The sequence below is a fragment of the Streptomyces sp. NPDC005202 genome (assembly GCF_040608235.1).
GTDB lineage: Bacteria > Actinomycetota > Actinomycetes > Streptomycetales > Streptomycetaceae > Streptomyces.
In genome coordinates this window covers 301,755-319,103 of record NZ_JBEXHW010000003.1, presented here as the reverse complement: position 1 = coordinate 319,103, position 17,349 = coordinate 301,755, and the positions used below count along the sequence as shown (strand labels likewise).

The window sequence follows — 17,349 nt, the reverse complement described above, 5'->3', positions numbered from 1 at the left end:
GTCAGCCCCCGTGGTCGTTCAGCCGGTAGCCGGCTCCGCGGACGGTCTCGATGGTCCGACGGCCGTACGGAGCGTCGATCTTGCGCCGCAGGTAGCCGATGTACACCTCGACGATGTTGGTGTCGCCGTCGAAGTTCTCGTCCCAGACGTGGGTGAGGATGTCCGTCTTGCCGACCACTTCGTCGGGGTGCCGGAGCAGGTATTCCAGGAGGGTGAACTCCCGTGCTGTCAGGGCTATTTCGTCGTCGGCGCGGCGGCAACGGCGGCGTGCGGGGTCCAGGGTGAGGTCGCCGACCGCGAGGACCGCGGGTCGGGTCGGCGCCCCGCGGCGCAGCAGGGCGCGCAGGTGGGCGACGAGCACCACGTAGGAGAACGGTTTGGTGAGGTAGTCGTCGCCGCCGAGATCGAGGGCGTCCGCCTCGTCGTACTCGCCGTCCTTCGCGGTGAGCATGAGCACCGGGGTCCACACCTCGGCCGCGCGCAGCCGCTTGAGCACCTCGTACCCGGACAGGCCCGGCAACATGATGTCCAGCACGATCACGTCGTGCGCCTCGTTGACGGCCCGCCACAGCCCGTCCACGCCGTCGTGTGCGGCGTCGGCGACGAAGCCCTCCTCGGCGAGCCCTTCCACGATCGCCTTGGCGAGTCCGCGTTCGTCCTCGATCACCAGCACCCGCATGGCCACCTCTCTCCCACCGTACGACGGACGGTAGGGGCCGCGTGCTGAGAGGAGGCTGAGAGCGGTGGCGGCTCTCAGCCTCCTCTCAGCGGGCGCGTCGCAGTCTGGGGTCGTCCGCAAGACAACCGGAACACCGGACGAAGGAGAGACACCATGACGAGCGTCCGACGCAGGATCGCGCTGATCGCAGGCGCGGCGCTGCTCGCGGGCGGGGCGAGCGCCGGCATCGCGGCGGCGAGCCCCCACTCGGCTGCGCCGGCCGGCGCGCCCGCGGCCTCGACCCCGGCCGCCGCGCCCTCCGGCCAGCAGGGAGACGGCGGCGGCACCGACCACGACAACGTCCAGCAGGGCGACCAGAACGCTCCGGACGACAACAAGAACGGCGCAGAGCACGAGATGTCCGGGGAGGCGCCGGAGACCGGCGCCCAGGACGGCCCCGGCGGCCACGCCGACTCCTCCAACAGCGTCGACCACCAGTTCACCGGGAAGGAGTGACGCCTCGGCCCGCCGGCGGCCCGGGACAGACGTCCCGGACCGGCGGCGGGCCGCTGCCGGCCTCGGCGCCTCGGTTGCGACGGCCGCCGCACCGGCCGGTCCAAGGGAGCAGACGCTAGGCGGTCCTCCGGTGCCGCTCGTGGTGGCGGGCCACCCGCGCCCGGTTGCCGCAGGACGGTCTGCACCACTCCTGGCGCGGGTGCTCCTTGAGGAAGTAGCGCACGCAGCGCGGTGCGTGGCAGGCGCGCAGCCGTTGCCGGTCGGGGCTTGCGAGGAAGGCGATGGCGGCCTGGGCGAGCGCCGCGGTGAGCTCCCCGGCGCCGTGGACGGCCTGCCGGTGGACGACGGGCTCGGCGTCCTCGGCCCAGCGCAGGACGGGCACGGTGGGCGTGCCGGCGGCCGCCGTGTTGAGCCGCTCGACGGCCTCGGGCACGGGCAGCAGCCGGGCGGCGTCGGCGGGGCTCGGCTCCCCGGGGCGCACGGCGTGGGCGAACAGGGCGCGGACGGCGGCGCGCAGGTCACGGACGGCGGCGAGGGCGGCGGCGTCGGCGGTGTAGCGGTCGGCGTCCGGTACGGCGTCGGGATGAGCGCGGACCCAGGCGGTGAGCCCGGCGGGGTCGGCCAGGTCGTCGGCGACGCCGCCGGTGCCGTCGTGGCGGATGGTCAGGGCGAGGTCGAGGGCGATGCGGGCGTCCCTGCTGAGCGAGTCCTGCATGCCGTTAATGGTAGGCGCGCCGACATCCGTTAGCTCCGCCGGTTGGCGTGCGGCTGTCACTCCTCCGGTGGGGACGGCGGCACCACCGCGACCGGGCTCGCCGCGTGCAGCAGGACGGCCTGGGTGACGGAGCCCATCATGCGGGCCGGTGCCAGCAGGCGCCGACGGTGGCGGCCCACCACGATCAGTTCGGCGTCCTTCGAGGCGGCGACCAGGTGGCCGGCCGCGTCCCCGGGTGCCACGTACGGGTCGGCGTACGGGTCGGCGTACGGGTCGGCGTACGGGTCGGCGTACGGGTCGGCGCGGACCTCGGGGTGCCGTGTGCGGTGCGGGGCGAGGAAGCCCTCGGCCAGGGCCCGGGTCTCGCTCTCGACGGCGGCCTGGTCGATCGCCGGCGGGTCGAGTTCGCCGGGCGCCATCCAGGTCCGGGCGGGCCACGGGTAGGCGGCGACCACCTGGAGCCGGGCGTCGCGCAGGGCGGCCTCGGGGAAGGCGAAGGCGAGCGTCGCCTCGTCGGGGCTGTCGACGTGCAGGCCGACGACCACCCGGGGCCCCGGTTCGGCCGGCGCCTCGCCGTGGACCTCGCGGCCGGGCCGGGGCACCACCACGACCGGGCACTCGGCGTCGCGGGCGGCGGCCAGGCCGTTGGAGCCGAGCAGCAGACTCGCGAAGCCGCCGCGGCCCCGGGAGCCGAGCACCAACAGCTCGGCGGTGGAGCCGAGTTCGGGCAGCACAGCACCCGGCACACCGTCCAGGCCCACGTACTCCACCGCCGTCCCGGCGGTGCGTCCTTCCAGGTGGATGCGCACCTGGTCGAGCACCGGGTCGTCGTCCCCGTCCGGCGGCCCGGCCACCAGGATGTCGGGCTGGGCCCAGGCGGCGTACTGCCGTACATGGACCACCCGCAGCGGAGCCCGGCGCCGTCGGGCGGCGTCGAGGGCCCATTCCAGGGCGCGCAGGCTGTCGTCGGAACCGTCGACCGCGGCGACGACCGGTGGGATGTTCATGGGTTCCTCACCTCCGGATGGCGACCATCCCCCGTCCGCGCCTTACTCAGGCTTCGGCCCCGGCAGGGCCTTGAAGGTCGCGTGTCCGGAAATGCGGGCGGAACACACCCGGATCGGTCTGCCGGTTCAGCTCCGGCGGGCCGGCTCACGCGGGACCGGGCCCGCGTGCCGTCACGTGAGGTCGAACTCTCCCTCCCGCGCCCCCGACACGAACGCGCCCCACTCCGCGGGGGTGAAGATCAGGGAGGGACTTTCGGGGCGGCCGCTGTTGCGCATCGCGATGAATCCCTCGACAAAGGCGATCTGGACATCCCCCAGGCCACGGCTGCTGGACTGCCACTGGGCGTTGCTGAGGTCCAGCTCCGGCTTGTCCCAGCCCGCGAGCGGCTGCTGCTGGATGGTGCTCTCGGCCACGTCCGTGCTCCTCCCGATTGCGTCGTCCGCGGGTCAGCCTAGCGATGGCATCCGACCGCCGACAGGGCACGCAGGGGGGACCTTTCACTCGTCGGGGCGATCGGCCCCCACGAGCCACATGGAGAAGAACTGGGACCCGCCGCCGTAGGCGTGCCCGAGGACCCTCCTGGCCCCCTCCACCTGGTGTTCTCCGGCCTGTCCGCGCACCTGGAGGGCCGCATCCGCGAAGCGGATCATGCCGGAGGCGCCGATCGGATTGGCCGACAGGACCCCGCCCGACATGTTGACGGGCAGGTCGCCGTCCAGCTCGGTCACCCCCGACTCGGTGAGCTTCCAGCCCGCGCCCGCCTCGGCGAAGCCGAGGTTCTCCAGCCACATGGGCTCGTACCAGGAGAACGGCACGTACATCTCGACCGCGTCGATGTCCCGGCGCGGGTCGGCGATCCGGGCCTGCCGGTAGACGTCGGCGGCGCAGTCCTTGCCGGCCTGCGGCGAGACGAAGTCCTTGCCGGCGAAGAGCGTGGGCTCACTGCGCATGGCGCCGCCGTGCATCCAGGCGGGCGGCCGGGGCGCGCGGGCCGCCCCGGCGCGGTCGGTGAGGACCATGGCGCAGGCGCCGTCGGAGGACGGGCAGGTCTCCGAGTAGCGGATCGGGTCCCACAGCATCGGCGAGGCCTGGACCTTCTCCAGGGTGATGTCGTGTTCGTGGAGATGGGCGTAAGGATTCTTCAGAGCGTTGCGCCGGTCCTTGTAGGCGACCAGGGAGCCGACCGTGTCGGGTGCTCCGCTGCGCCGCATGTACGCGCGCACGTGCGGGGCGAAGAAGCCGCCCGCACCCGCGAGCAGGGGCTGCTGGAAGGGGATCGGCAGGGACAGGCCCCACATGGCGTTCGACTCGGACTGCTTCTCGAAGGCCAGGGTCAGCACCGTGCCGTGGACACGGGCGGCGACGAGGTTGGCGGCGACGAGCGCCGTGGATCCGCCGACCGAGCCGGCCGTGTGCACCCGGAGCATCGGCTTGCCGACCGCGCCGAGGGCGTCGGCCAGGTACAGCTCCGGCATCATCACGCCCTCGAAGAAGTCGGGCGCCTTGCCGATGACGACGGCCTCGATGTCGGCCCACGTCAGCTCGGCGTCGTCGAGAGCGCGGTGGGCTGCTTCCCGGACGAGGCCCGCGATCGACACGTCCCGGCGCGCCGCCACGTGCTTGGTCTGGCCGATGCCTACGACGGCCACGGGCTCCTTGCTCATCGGGGATCCCCTTCGAGTACGGCGACCAGGTTCTGTTGCAGACAGGGGCCGGACGTGGCGTGGGCGAGCGCGCGGTCGGAGGCGCCCCGGTGGATGCGGGCGGCGGCGGCCGATCAGGCCGATGTCCGCGGCCTCGCGGGCGCTGTACGGGCGGCCCGTGAGCAGCATCTCCAGGGCGTGCGTGCACGGAACCTGGCGTTGCAGCCGGACGGTGGATCCGCCGATCGGGAACAGGCCGCGCCTGACCTCGAACAGGCCGAAGGTCGCGGACTCGCCCGCGATCCGGATGTCGGTGCCCTGGAGGATCTCGGTGCCACCCGCGACGCAGTGGCCCTCGACGGCGGCGATCACCAGCTTGCGACAGCGGTGGTGGCGCAGCATCGCCTTCCAGTGCAGGTTCCCATCGGCCTTGAGCCGGTCGCGGTACTGCTGTCCCTCCATGCCCTTCCCGGCCAGGGCCTTCAGGTCCATTCCCGCGCAGAACGCGCCGCCGGCGCCGGTGAGCACGATCGAGCGGATCGCGTCGTCCTCGTCGGCCTCCACCCAGCCGTCGTACAGGCCGACGAGCATCGCGAGCGAGAGTGCGTTCTTGGCCTCGGGCCTGTTGAGCGTGAGCACCAGTGTGGCGCCTTCGCGCTGCACGGTGAAGTGTTCCGTCCCACCCATTGCGGTCTCCCGTCTGCAGGAACGAGAACAGGTTGCAGGAGCCGGGGAGGCACTTCAAGAGTTTTCTGACAGACAGTCAGATTTCTGCTGCGCGGCCCCTTTACAGGTGCGCCACCCTTTCACAGGTGCGGCACCCTTTGCTCTGATGACCGGCGAACCGACGGATGCCAGGTACGCCCGGGGTCAGGAGGAGCGGTGGAGTACAACCTTGCCGACCTGTTCGAATCGGTCGTCGACGTCGTCCCGGACCGCGAGGCGCTCGTGTACATCGACCACCCCGGCACGGGCGCGGAGCGCCGACTGACGTACGCCGAACTGGACGCGGCCGCGAACCGCGTCGCCCACCACCTGATCGACAGCGGCATACGCCCCGGCGAGCACCTCGGGCTGCACCTCTACAACGGCGTCGAGTACCTGCAGACGGTGCTGGGCTGCCTGAAGGCGCGGATCGTTCCGGTCAACGTGTCAACTACCGTTACATGGAAGGGGAGTTGGCGTACCTCTACCGGGACGCCGACCTGGTGGCGCTGGTCTTCGACGCCGAGTTCACGGACCGGGTGGCGGCGGCCCTGCCCCGGGCGGAGAAGCTGCGGCACCTGGTGCGGGCCGGCATCCCGGCACCGGAGGCGCCGCACGTGCCCGCCGTCGCCTTCACGGACGCCGAGGCCGCGGGCTCACCCGGGCGGGGGTTCCCGCCGAGCGCGTCGCGGCGGGCGGCGCCGGAATCACCTTCTTCCCCACTCCCCCTGATGCACGGCACCTCCACCCTCACGGCGTTCATCGGCTTCAACTTCGGGCAGCGGGTCGTGCTGCACCGCAAGTTCGTGCCCGCGGAGGTGCTGCGGACCGTCGAGCAGGAGAGGGTCACCAGCGTGTCGCTGGTGGGCGACGCGATGCTGCGGCCGCTGATCGACGCCCTGAACGGCCCGCTGAAGGACACGGACTGCTCGTCGCTGTTCAGCGTGTCGTCGTCCGGCGCGATCATGTCGGAGACGGTGCGGCAGCAGTTCGGGGCGCTCGTCCCGAACGCGATGCTGCTCAACAACTTCGGCTCCTCGGAATCCGGCTTCAACGGCACGGCGACGGAGGACTCGGGCCCCGAGCGCGGCTTCCGGATCCGCGTCAACTCCCGTACGCAGGTGGTCGATCCTGCCACCCACGAGCCGGTTGCGCCCGGCGAGGCGGGCCGGATCGCGCAGTGCGGCCATGTGCCGCTCGGCTACTACAACGACCCCGGGCAAGACCGCCGAGACGTTCTTCGAGAAGGACGGCGAACGCTGGGTGCTGCTCGGCGACATGGCGACCGTCGACGAGGAGGGCGTGGTCACCGTCCTGGGCCGGGGCTCGCAGTGCATCAACACCGGCGGCGAGAAGGTGTGCCCGGAGGAGGTCGAGCAGGCGCTCAAGTCCCATCCGGACGTGTACGACGCGCTGGTGGCGGGGTGCCGGACGCGACGTGGGGCAACCACGTGGCGGCCGTGGTGCAGCTGCGCAAGGGCGCCGCACGCCCGTCCCTGGAGGACATCCAGATGCACTGCCGCACCCACCTGGCCGGCTACAAGATCCCGCGCCAACTGGTGATCACCGAGTGCATCCGGCGCTCGCCGAGCGGCAAGGCGGACTACCGGTGGGCGCGGGAGGTGGCGGTGGCCGCGGACCGCTGAGGCGCCGCTCGGCCCGCCAGGAAGGGCTCCACCACCGCCAGGAACTCCTCCGGCCGCGTCTCGTGCACCAGGTGCCCCGCGTCGACGGTCACCAGGCGGGCGTCGGGGATCAGGTCGGCGAGCGCGGAGATCTGGTCCTGTGGGATCGGGCTGCTCGGGCCGCCCCCGACGAGCAGCGTGGGCATGGTGATCCGGCCCATGCGGTCCCACCACGCCGGGTCGGGTCGGAAGCGTTCCTGCTCGTCGGTGGCCCGCACCATGGCCCAGTCGAACGGCAGCTCCTGCGCGGGCCGTTCGGCAGGCGGCCGGGGCGGATCCAGCGGGACCGGCGCGGGGACGTTTTCCAGGACGAGCCGTCGTACGACGCCGGGCGCCTGCTGCGCGATGCAGGTAGGCGACCGCGCCGCCCAGCGAGTGCCCCACGACGTCGGCGCGGTCGATGCCGAGCGCGGTCAGGAAGGCGCGGATGTCGTCGCGCATCGCCTCATACGCGTACACCTCCGGGCCCGCCCCGGGCGCGGTGCCGGGCCAGTCGCTGCGTCCGTGCCTCCGCAGGTCCGGGGCGAGGACCCGGCGCGGGCGCGGACCGGCGGCCAGCCGTTCGGCGATCGGGGTCCAGTCCGCGCCGTCGGCGCCCCGGCAGTGCAGCAGGAGGACGGGCGGCGCGTCCTCGGGGCCCCAGGTGCGGTAGGCGAGGGTGATGCCGCCCGCCTCGACGGTCCGCGGTTCGGTGTCCATGCCGGGCACCGTGGCCGCAGGGCCACCGGGTCACGCCGCTATTCTGCCGACGGCAGAGAGACCTCGTCGGGGTCGAGGAACGCGAGAACACGGCGTACGAACCACTCCGGATCGTCCAGCCACGGGTAGTGCCCGGCGCCGGGCTGGACGGCGCACTCGGCGTTCGGGAACACCTCGGCGGCGCGGCGCGCGAGCTCGGGGCGCGGGCCCCCGTCGACCTCACCGGCCAGCACGAGCACCGGGGCGGGGAACCGGGACAGCGGGTCGCGGGCGGGTCGTAGGCGCCCTCCAAGCCGTAGACGTCGGCGGCCTCGTCGTTGAACTGGTGGTCCGCACCCGCGTCGTGCTCCTCGGCCGCCGCGTCCCAGCGCCCGTAGAAGAAGGGGGCGAGCCCCGGATCGAAGTCTCCGGTGCCCGAAAGCCAGGCCTCGAACGCGGGGAACGCCCCCTCGAACCACGGCTCGTCCTTGCGCAGCCGCGCCGCAGCCAGCCGGTCCTCGGCCGATGCCGGCATGCCCAGGGCCCACGGGGTGGGGTGATCAGCGCCAGCCGTGCCACCCGGTCCGGGTACCGGGCCGCGTACAGCATCGCCAGGCTCCCACCCGCCGAGTGCGCGAGCACGTCGATCCGCTTCAGCCCCAGGTGGACGCGCAGCGCCTCCACGTCGTCCACCAGCCGGTCGCAGCGGTCCGTCGCGGGGTCCGCCGGCACGGCCGAGTCGCCGGTGCCGCGCAGGTCGAGCAGGAACATCCGGCGGTGGGCGCTCAGACCCCCCAGGTCACCGAGGTAGGCGCAGGCCCGCATCGGCCCTCCGGGCAGGACGACGAGCGGCTCCCCCTCGCCACGGACGTGGTAGGCGAGAGCGGTCCCGTCGGGGGCGGTGAAGGTCGGCACGACGTCGATCCTGTCGGCCGACGGCGACGGCTGCCAAGGGGTTTCTTCCTCGAAGGGTGATGGCAGAGGTCCACGGCAGCCCATGGTGCGCGGCGCCGCTGCGACAAAGCGGTCGCCCAAGTCACCGAGAAAAGTGGTCGCCGGAGTCTTGCCTGCGGCCGGATGGCCTGGATTACTGATCCCCAGCACCTCGACCGAATGATCGGTCGTCCGGATTGACATGGTTTTTGGTGAGGGAGAGTCCCGATGGCGGATGTGACGGAGCTGCTGGACTCGGGAGAACGGCTCGACGCGGAGGGGCTGCGGGCGCTGCAGCTGGAGCGGCTGCGGGCCTCGCTGCGGCACGCCTACGAGAACGTGCCCTTCTACCGGAAGTCCTTCGACAAGGCCGGGGTGCGTCCGGAGGACTGTCGTTCGCTCGCCGATCTGGCCCTCTTCCCCTTCACCACCAAGGCAGACCTGCGCGAGAACTATCCGTACGGGATGTTCGCCGTGCCCCGGGACCGCATCCGCCGCATCCACGCCTCCAGCGGCACCACCGGGCGCCCCACGGTCGTCGGCTACACGGACGGGGACCTGTCCACGTGGGCGGACATGGTGGCCCGTTCCCTCCGCGCGGCGGGCGGGCGGCCCGGTGACACGGTGCACGTGGCGTACGGATACGGGCTGTTCACCGGCGGCCTGGGCGCCCACTACGGCGCCGAACGGCTGGGCTGTACGGTCGTCCCCGCCTCCGGCGGCATGACGGCCCGCCAGGTGCAGCTGATCCAGGATTTGGGACCACAGATCATCATGGTGACGCCGTCGTACATGCTCACCCTCCTCGACGAGTTCGAACGGCAGGGCGTCGACCCGCGCGGCACCTCTCTGCGCGTCGGCGTCTTCGGGGCGGAGCCGTGGACGCAGGAGATGCGGCGCGAGATCGAGGAGCGGTTCGCGATCGACGCCGTCGACATCTACGGGCTGTCGGAGGTGATGGGGCCGGGCGTCGCGCAGGAGTGCGTGGAGACCAAGGACGGCCTGCACATCTGGGAGGACCACTTCTTCCCGGAGGTCGTCGATCCGATCACCGGCCAGGTGCTGCCGGAGGGCGAGGAGGGAGAGCTGGTGTTCACCTCACTCACCAAGGAGGCCATGCCGGTGATCCGCTACCGGACACGGGACCTGACGCGGCTGCTGCCGGGCACGGCGCGCGTCTTCCGGCGGATGGAGAAGATCACCGGCCGCAGCGACGACATGGTGATCCTGCGCGGGGTGAACCTCTTCCCCACGCAGATCGAGGAGATCGTCCTGCGCACGCCGGGCGTCGCACCCCACTTCCAGCTGCGCCTGACCCGCGAGGGCCGCCTCGACGCCCTCACCGTGCGGGCCGAGGCCCGCCCCGACGCCGGCCCCGAGGTGCGGGAGGCCGCGGCACAGACGATCGCGGCGGCGGTGAAGGACGGCATCGGGGTGTCGGTCGCGGTGGAGATCGTCGAGCCGGAGTCGCTGGAGCGGTCGGTGGGCAAGATCCGGCGGATCGTGGACCTGCGGTCCTGACCCGAAGCCGGCGCAACCGGCCCCCGCACCGGCCGGCCACCGGCTGGATCAGGGGCTGTGTTCCCGGTGCAGGTGGCCGTCCAGGGGGTATGCCGGTGGTGCCGCGGGGAGGAGCCTGATCGGTTCGTACCGGCACTTCTGCGCGACGCGGCACGACGCCGTGTTGTCCACTTGGTGCAGGAGCTCGAGGCGCCTCAGGCCTTCTCCGGCGAAGGTGGTGAAGGCCCAGTCGGTCAACGCCTGAAGCGCTCGGGGCGCCACCGCCCGGCCGCGCGCCTGCGCCGCGGTCCAGTAGCCGACCTCGGCGGACGGGGCGCCGGGCGTGACGTTCTTGAGGACCGCGTGACCCACCAACGACCCCTCACTCCCCGGAGCCTGCGTTTCCACGACGGCAAATCCGAAGCGATCCCCGGCCTCCCATCCGCGTCGCTGATCCCGAATCCACCGTGCCGCGCTCGCCTCGTCGTCCACGGCCGAACTCGTCCATCGGCGCAGGGCGGGGTCCCGGTACAGCTCGGCCAGGTCGACGGCGTCCGCGGGGCTCCACGGACGCAGGAGGAGGGAAGGGGCTGGCGGCGTGGCGTCCCGGACCGCGCCGCCCGGGTGCACAGCCATGACGGACCGCGCCGCCCGGGTGCACAGCCATGACGGACCGCGCCGCCCGGGTGCGCACAGCCATGACGGACCGCGCCGCCCGGGTGCGCACAGCCGTGACGCAGCAGTCGATCACCGGTGCCGGGGGCTCCGGGGCCGGCCGGCCGTCGATCAGCGGGAGGAGGTGGACGCAGCGGTCCCTGCGCGGGTCGCTCGCGGCCTGCAGAGGGTGCAGCAACCACCCGTGCGGCGCGGCGTCGTCGGGGCGGCCGTGGCCGTGCGCACACCGTGCGGTGAGCGTCGCGACGACGGGCTCGGCCTGCGGCGATCCGGGGCTGATGCCGGAGGTCACGGCCGCCTGCACGACTTCGCGGGCGAGCGCGACGACATCCGGGCGTGGCGGCACACAGGCGCCGTCGGGCAGGCCGGCCACGTGGTCGTCGGCCAGGCCGCGCCCACTGGCACGGAAGTCCGGGTCCGGGGACGGTCCGGCCGGCTCGACCCATGCTGCGACCTGTTCCTCCGTGGGGCTGCCGGGCGGCTCGGGGGTCATGGAGCGCCGGACCGCGGCACGGCCGGGGCCGCCGTGGGGACCGTCGGAGACGGCGCCGAGGACGTCGTCGATCAGGCGTCGCCGCTCGGCTTCGGACCGTGTGGCCGGCTGGTGCATGCGCATCTCCTCGATGGTGGGCTCGCTCGCGCCTTGCCGCGGCCGTCAGCACCGCCCGTGGAGACGTCCGGCCGGGGTGGCCGGCACGTGCGGCGCTATTTTCCGCCGAATCGGTCCCTCAGCTCCCGCTTGAGGATCTTGCCGCTGGCGTTGCGCGGGAGTTGGTCCACGAACACCACCCGCTTGGGCGCCTTGTAGTGGGCGAGCTTCTCGCGGGCGTGGGCGACCAGGTCGGCCTCGGTGACCTCGCCGCGCGGGACGACGAACGCCGTGACGGCCTCGATCCACCGGTCGTCGGGGAGGCCGACGACCGCCACCTCGGCGACTTGGGGATGCGTGTACAGCGCGTCCTCGACCTGGCGCGAAGCGACCAGTACACCACCGGAGTTGATGACGTCCTTCACCCGGTCGACGACGGTGAAGTAGCCGTGCGCGTCGCGCACCGCGAGGTCGCCGGAGTGGAACCAGCCGTCGCGGAAGGCCTCGTCCGTCTCCTCGGGCTTGTCCCAGTAGCCCTCGCACAACTGCGGGGAACGGTAGACGATTTCGCCGGGCGTGCCGTCGGGCACGTCCTTGCCGTCCTCGTCGACCACCCGGGCGTCCACGAACAGCACCGGCCGGCCGCAGGAGTCCAGCCGGCCCTTGTGCTCGTCGGGCCCGAGGACCATGGCCAGCGGGCCGATCTCGCTCTGTCCGAAGCAGTTGTAGAAAGCCAGCTGCGGCAGGCGGGCGCGCAGGCGTTCCAGGACGGGCACCGGCATGATCGACGCCCCGTAGTACGCCTTGCGCAGCCCGTCGAGGTCGCGGGTGGCGAAGTCGGGGCGGTTGGCCAGGCCGATCCACACCGTGGGCGGCGCGAACAGGCTGTCCGCGCGCCCCGCCTCGATCAGGTCGAACAGCCGGTCGCCGTCGGGCGCGTCGAGGATGACGTTCGTCGCGCCGACGGCGAGGTACGGCAGCAGGAAGACGTGCATCTGCGCCGAGTGGTAGAGCGGCAGCGAGTGGACGGGCCGGTCGCCCGCGCTCAGGTCGAGGGCGGCGATCGCGCTCAGGTACTCGTGGATCAGGGCCCGGTGGGTCATCATCGCGCCCTTGGGCAGTGCGGTCGTGCCCGAGGTGTAGAGCAGCTGCACCAGGTCCTCGCCGCGCGGCTCGGGACCGTCGTACGGCGGTGCGGCCGCGAGCCGGGACAGCAGCGAGTCGCCGGAGCCGCGCAGCGGCAACGTCCGTACGCCGTCGGGCAGGTGACCGGCGAGGTCCGGGTCGGCGAGCACGAGCGCGCTGCCGGACTGGCCGACGAGGTAGGCGAGGTCGTCGCCGGTGAGGTTCTGGTTGACCGGCACGTGCACGAGGCCCGCGCGGGCACAGGCAAGGAAACCGATGAGGTAGGCGTCCGAGTTGTGGCCGAAGGCGCCGACCCGGTCGCCGGGAGCGAGGCCCTGGTCCAGCAGAACGCTCGCCGCGCGGGAGACGGCGTCGTCGAGTTCCTCGTACGTCCACGAGCGCTCGCCGTACTCGACGGCGACCCGCGCCGGGGTCCGCCGGGCGCTGCGCCGCAGCACCCCGTCAACCGTGCTGCCGTGTCCGGGCGTCATGACACACGATCCTCGGTTCGCCGTGGGGGGGAGGTCAAGTCGTGTGCGGTGCGCGGGCAGGCCGCGGGCCGGAACACATGGCCCCGGCCCGCACGCCGGCCTCACGCCACCGCGCCGGCCTCACGCCACCGCGCCGGCCACTCCGCTGCGGCCGTCCGGGACGTCGGCGATCGTGACGACGGTCTGCTCGCGGACACCCTCGCCGAGTACATCATCGCCATCGCACCCGACCACGAACCGGCGATCACGGCCTGGCTCGCCCCGGGCGCCGCCGACTGGCGCACGGCGCCGGCTCCTCTGACGCCGGACCAGCAGCGGATGTTCGTCGACACACTGCTCGCCTACGCGGCCGCGGTCGGCGAGGAGCGGGACTGAGTCCGGCGCGCCGCCGTCTCTGCCGCACAAGGTCAACTCCCTGCCCCGACGGGCCACATACCGGCTGGTACGCTCAACCGCTCCTTCCCCCAATGCCGTTGGGAGGCACGATGCGTACCCGCTTCAGACGGCTCGTCGTCGCGGCCGTGGCCCTGGTCACGGGCGCGACCGCCCTGCCGGCAGCCGCCGCACAGCAGCAGGACCGTCAGGAACACCCGTCCCACGGCGGTCTGAGCGCCGTGATCCGCTACACCGAGTACGGCATTCCGCACATCGTCGCTAAGGACTACGCGGACCTCGGTTTCGGCACCGGCTGGGCGCAGGCCGCCGACCAGGTGTGCACGCTCGCCGACGGCTTCGCGACCGTGCGCGGTGAACGCTCGCGCTTCTTCGGAGCAGGCGCGGCGCCCGACTTCTCGCTCTCCTCCGCCACCACGAACCTCTCCAGCGACCTGTACTTCCGCGGGGTGCGGGAGGCCGGCACCGTGGAGAAGCTGCTCGCCGAGTCGGCGCCGCTCGGCCCGAGCCGCGAGGTCAAGGACCTCCTGCGGGGCTTCGCGTCCGGTTACAACGCCTGGCTGCGACAGCACCGGATCACCGACCCGGCGTGCCGGGACGCCGCCTGGGTGCGTCCGGTCACCGCCGTGGACGTGGCCGCCCGGGCCTATGCGCTCGCCGCGCTCGGCGGCCAGGGCCGGGCCGTGGACGGCATCACGGCCGCGCAGCCGCCGACGGTCACCTCGTCGACGGCCGCACCCGACGCTTCGCGGACCGCCCGGGCCGCCCGCGCGCTGTTCGCCGCCGACACCGCCGACATGGGCTCCAACGCGGTCGCCTTCAGCGGCGCCACGACGGCCAACGGCCGCGGTCTGCTGCTCGGCAACCCGCACTACCCCTGGCAGGGCGGCCGCCGCTTCTGGCAGTTGCAGCAGACCATCCCGGGCAGGCTCGACGTGGCGGGTGCATCACTGCTCGGCTCGGCGACGGTGTCCATAGGCCACAACGCCTACGTGGCGTGGAGCCACACCGTCGCGACGGGCGTGCCCATGAACCTCCACCAGTTGACGCTGGATCCGGCCGATCCGACGGTGTACCTGGTCGACGGCACACCGGAGCGGATGACGCGGCGGACCGTCACCGTCGCGGCGCAGGACGGGACGTCGGTGACCCGCACGCAGTGGTGGACCCGGTACGGCCCGGTGGTCACCTCGCTCGGCGCCTCGCTGCCGCTGCCCTGGACGACCACCACGGCGTACGCGCTGAACGACCCCAACGCCGCCAACCTGCGTGCCTCCGACACGGCTCTCGGCTTCAGCAGGGCCCGCGGCACGGGCGACGTGCTCGCCTCGCTGCGGCGCACCCAGGGGCTGCCGTGGGTGAACACCATCGCCGCCGACGCGGCCGGGCATTCGCTGTTCACCCAGTCGCAGGTACTCCCCCGCATCACCGGCGAGCTGGCGCAGCGCTGCTCCACGGCACTCGGCAGGGCCACATATCCGGCGTCCGGCCTGGCGATCCTCGACGGCTCGCGCGGCGACTGCGCGCTCGGCAGCGATCCCGACGCCGTGCAGCCGGGGATCTTCGGGCCGGCGAAGATGCCGGTCCTGAAGGACGCGCCGTACGCCGAGAACTCCAACGACAGCGCCTGGCTGGCCAACGCGGACCGGCCGCTGACGGGATACGAGCGGATCTTCGGCACGATCGGCACCCAGCGCACCCTGCGGACGCGGGGCGCGCTCGAGGACGTGGCCGCCCTGGCGCGGCGGGGCGGGCTGACCGTGCGGGACCTGCAGCGGCAGCAGTTCGCCAACCGGGTGCCCGCGGGCGACCTGGCCGCGGGCGACGCGGCGAAGGCGTGCGGCGCACTGCCGGGCGGCACGGCAACCGGGAGCGACGGCACGGCCGTTGACGTGAGCGAGGCCTGCCGGGTGCTCGCGCGGTGGGACCGCTCGGTGCACACCGACAGCCGGGGCGCGCTGCTCTTCGACCGGCTGTGGCGCAGGCTTCCCGCGTCCCAGCTGTGGAAGGTGCCCTTCTCGGCCACGGACCCCGTCCGCACCCCGAACACGCTCGACACGGACGTGCCCGGCTTCGCCACGGCCCTCGCGGACACGGTCGCCGAGCTGCGCGCCGCGAGCATCCCGCTGGACTCCCGGCTCGGGGAGCACCAGTTCGTCGCCCGGAACGGGCAGCGCATCCCCGTTCCGGGCGGCACCGAGTCCCTGGGCGTGTGGAACAAGGTCGAGCCGGTCTGGGACCCGGCGCGCGCCGGGTACACGGAGGTGACGACGGGCTCCAGCTACATCCAGGCGGTCGGCTGGGACGGCAGCCGCTGCCCGGCCGCCCGGACGCTGCTGACGTACTCCCAGTCCTCGAACCCGGCCTCGCCCCACTACAGCGACCAGACCCGCCTGTTCTCGAAGGAGCGGTGGGTGACGTTCCGCTTCTGCGAGAAGGACATCCTGTCCTCGCCCGCGCTGAGGGTGGTGCGGGTCTCCGAGCGCTGAGTGCGTGTGGTCCCGCCCTCCGGCGGGCGGGACCACACCCTTCGTGTCAGGGTCACACCGGACGTGCGCGGCCTGCCCAGTACGGGTCCCGCAGCCGTCGCTTGTACAGCTTGCCGTTGGGGTCGCGGGGCATCTCGGCGACGAAGTCGACGCTCCTGGGCCGCTTGTAGCCGGCGAGTCGGCCGGCGCAGTGGCCGAGGAGCGCGGCGGCGAGGGCCGGGCCCGCCTCGTGGCCGGGGGCCGGTTCGACGACGGCCTTGACCTCCTCGCCCCAGTCGTCGTGCGGGACGCCGAAGACCGCGGCGTCGGCGACGGCGGGGTGGGCGAGCAGGACGGACTCGATCTCGGCGGGGTAGATGTTGACCCCACCCGAGATGATCATGTCGATCTTGCGGTCGCGCAGGAAGAGGTAGCCGTCCTCGTCGAGGTGGCCGAGGTCGCCGACGGTGAAGAAGTCACCGATGCGGTTCTTCCTCGTCTTCGCCTCGTCCTTGTGGTAGGAGAAGCCGCCGGTGCTCATCTTCATGTAGACGGTGCCGAGTTCGCCGGGTGGCAGCCGGTTGCCGTCGTCGTCGAAGATCGCCAGTTCGCTGATAGGCCAGGCCTTGCCGACCGTTCCGGGTTTCTTCAGCCAGTCCTCGGCGGTGGCGAAGGCTCCGCCGCCCTCGCTGGCGGCGTAGTACTCCTCCACGCAGTCGCCCCACCAGTCGATCATGGCCCGTTTCACGTGGTCGGGGCAGGGGGCGGCGCCGTGGAGGGCGTGCCGCATGGAGGAGACGTCGTGGCGCGCCTTCACTTCGTCGAGGAAAGCGAGGAGGCGGTGGAACTGGGTCGGGACCATGTGGGTGTGGGTGCACCTGTGGGCGTCGATGAGGCGGAGCATCTCCTGCGGGTCGATGCCCGCGTCCTTGTGTTTGCGGGCGTGCCGGGCGCTGCCCGCCAGCGCGGCGACCCGCAGGCCCCGGTCATGGGCGCGCGCCACGACGTCGGCGGGCGGGGAGCCGAGGGCGTTGGCGAGCAGTTTGATCGGGTAGTCGAAGGCGACGTCGAGCTGGGTGCGGGCGACCTGCTCCATCCAGCCGGTGATGCGCCAGCCGGACGCCTCTCCCTCAGGGAGTTGGGGCACGCCGTACTTGGCGAGGGTGTCCTGGACGAACTGCCGGTGCCCCTCGGGGATCATCGCCTCGACGTCCGCCTCGGTCAGTGTCTGATTTTCCGGGGCCTCGACCTTCTTCGCGGGCATGACGACGTCCAGGCCGTACGGCCGGCCGTCGGCGTGCGCCTCGATCCAGTCCAGGTCGCGCCTGAGGTCGTCGGGAGCGGTGTAGCGGACCGCGCCGAGCACCCCGAAGCCGCCGGCCCGGCTGAGGGCCGCGGCGACGGCGGGGAACGGCGTGAAGCCGAAGACGGCGAGCTCGACTCCCAGTTTCTTGCTCAGCTCCGTCTGCTTGGGCGCAGGATGCCGCAGTCCTCCGGACGACGGAAAACCATTTCTGATCCATTTCTGATACTCCGTCAGATTTCCTTTAATGCGCACACCCCGTTG

Annotated in this window: 13 protein-coding genes and 5 pseudogenes; 5 read left to right on the top strand and 13 right to left on the bottom strand. The window is 72.6% G+C overall.

Going from position 1 to position 17,349, the window contains the following annotated elements; genetic code table 11:
- Position 1: 1 nt before the first annotated feature.
- Entirely contained in the window at positions 2-679 is a 678-nt protein-coding gene (locus ABZV31_RS08160) for a response regulator transcription factor (RefSeq protein WP_355889747.1), read from the bottom strand.
- Between the two features lie 153 nt (positions 680-832).
- On the opposite strand from ABZV31_RS08160, the gene ABZV31_RS08155 reads away from it, so the two are divergent.
- The gene (locus tag ABZV31_RS08155) at positions 833-1,174 is read left to right on the top strand and encodes a hypothetical protein (protein WP_355889744.1); all 342 of its coding nucleotides are present in this window, start codon (positions 833-835) and stop codon (positions 1,172-1,174) included.
- Between the two features lie 115 nt (positions 1,175-1,289).
- Here the strand turns inward: ABZV31_RS08155 and ABZV31_RS08150 are convergent, their stop codons facing one another.
- The 6 genes and pseudogenes from ABZV31_RS08150 to ABZV31_RS08125 all read right to left on the bottom strand — a co-directional run.
- Entirely contained in the window at positions 1,290-1,889 is a 600-nt protein-coding gene (locus tag ABZV31_RS08150; protein WP_355889741.1) for a CGNR zinc finger domain-containing protein, read from the bottom strand.
- Between the two features lie 56 nt (positions 1,890-1,945).
- Positions 1,946-2,896, bottom strand: a complete 951-nt coding sequence (locus ABZV31_RS08145; RefSeq protein ID WP_355889738.1) for a universal stress protein — start codon at positions 2,894-2,896, stop codon at positions 1,946-1,948.
- Between the two features lie 171 nt (positions 2,897-3,067).
- Positions 3,068-3,310 (bottom strand): DUF397 domain-containing protein, encoded by a 243-nt coding sequence (locus ABZV31_RS08140; protein ID WP_355889735.1) that lies wholly within the window; start codon positions 3,308-3,310, stop codon positions 3,068-3,070.
- Positions 3,311-3,394: 84 nt separating this feature from the next.
- Positions 3,395-4,561 carry a thiolase domain-containing protein gene (locus ABZV31_RS08135; protein WP_355890093.1) on the bottom strand — a complete coding sequence of 389 codons (1,167 nt, stop codon included), beginning with the start codon at positions 4,559-4,561 and terminating at the stop codon, positions 3,395-3,397.
- A pseudogene (locus ABZV31_RS08130) lies at positions 4,558-4,668 on the bottom strand (lipid-transfer protein); the annotation flags it as partial. The pseudogene ABZV31_RS08130 and the gene ABZV31_RS08135, both read right to left, overlap by 4 nt.
- Position 4,669: 1 nt before the next feature.
- A pseudogene (locus tag ABZV31_RS08125) lies at positions 4,670-5,227 on the bottom strand (enoyl-CoA hydratase-related protein); the annotation flags it as partial.
- 195 nt (positions 5,228-5,422) lie between these two features.
- On the opposite strand from ABZV31_RS08125, the pseudogene ABZV31_RS08120 reads away from it, so the two are divergent.
- Positions 5,423-6,891 (top strand): annotated as a pseudogene (locus ABZV31_RS08120) (AMP-binding protein).
- On the opposite strand, the pseudogene ABZV31_RS08115 reads toward ABZV31_RS08120, so the two are convergent.
- The 3 genes and pseudogenes from ABZV31_RS08115 to ABZV31_RS08105 all read right to left on the bottom strand — a co-directional run.
- Positions 6,849-7,629, bottom strand: a pseudogene (locus ABZV31_RS08115) (alpha/beta hydrolase). The pseudogenes ABZV31_RS08120 and ABZV31_RS08115 overlap by 43 nt on opposite strands.
- Positions 7,630-7,667: 38 nt before the next feature.
- A complete protein-coding gene (locus ABZV31_RS08110) occupies positions 7,668-8,087 on the bottom strand; it encodes an alpha/beta hydrolase (RefSeq protein WP_355890091.1) in 420 nt (139 codons plus the stop codon).
- A gap of 130 nt (positions 8,088-8,217) precedes the next feature.
- Positions 8,218-8,433: pseudogene (locus tag ABZV31_RS08105) on the bottom strand (alpha/beta fold hydrolase); the annotation flags it as partial.
- Positions 8,434-8,769: 336 nt separating this feature from the next.
- Here ABZV31_RS08105 and paaK point away from each other — a divergent pair.
- On the top strand, positions 8,770-10,062 hold the full coding sequence (gene paaK / locus ABZV31_RS08100) for a phenylacetate--CoA ligase PaaK (RefSeq protein ID WP_355889733.1): 1,293 nt from the start codon (positions 8,770-8,772) through the stop codon (positions 10,060-10,062).
- Positions 10,063-10,110: 48 nt separating this feature from the next.
- Here paaK and ABZV31_RS08095 read toward each other — a convergent pair whose 3' ends face one another.
- A complete protein-coding gene (locus ABZV31_RS08095) occupies positions 10,111-10,677 on the bottom strand; it encodes a GNAT family N-acetyltransferase (RefSeq protein ID WP_355889730.1) in 567 nt (188 codons plus the stop codon).
- Positions 10,678-11,421: 744 nt separating this feature from the next.
- A complete protein-coding gene (locus ABZV31_RS08090) occupies positions 11,422-12,921 on the bottom strand; it encodes an acyl-CoA synthetase (protein WP_355889727.1) in 1,500 nt (499 codons plus the stop codon).
- 48 nt (positions 12,922-12,969) lie between these two features.
- On the opposite strand from ABZV31_RS08090, the gene ABZV31_RS08085 reads away from it, so the two are divergent.
- Together ABZV31_RS08085 and ABZV31_RS08080 are read left to right on the top strand one after the other, a co-directional pair.
- Entirely contained in the window at positions 12,970-13,296 is a 327-nt protein-coding gene (locus ABZV31_RS08085) for a hypothetical protein (RefSeq protein ID WP_355889724.1), read from the top strand.
- A 110-nt stretch (positions 13,297-13,406) separates the two neighbouring features.
- A complete protein-coding gene (locus tag ABZV31_RS08080) occupies positions 13,407-15,803 on the top strand; it encodes a penicillin acylase family protein (protein ID WP_355889722.1) in 2,397 nt (798 codons plus the stop codon).
- A gap of 52 nt (positions 15,804-15,855) precedes the next feature.
- On the opposite strand, the gene ABZV31_RS08075 is transcribed toward ABZV31_RS08080, so the two are convergent.
- Positions 15,856-17,271: an AMP-binding protein gene (locus ABZV31_RS08075; RefSeq protein WP_355890088.1), complete on the bottom strand. Its 1,416-nt coding sequence runs from the start codon at positions 17,269-17,271 to the stop codon at positions 15,856-15,858.
- Between the last annotated feature and the right edge of the window lie 78 nt (positions 17,272-17,349).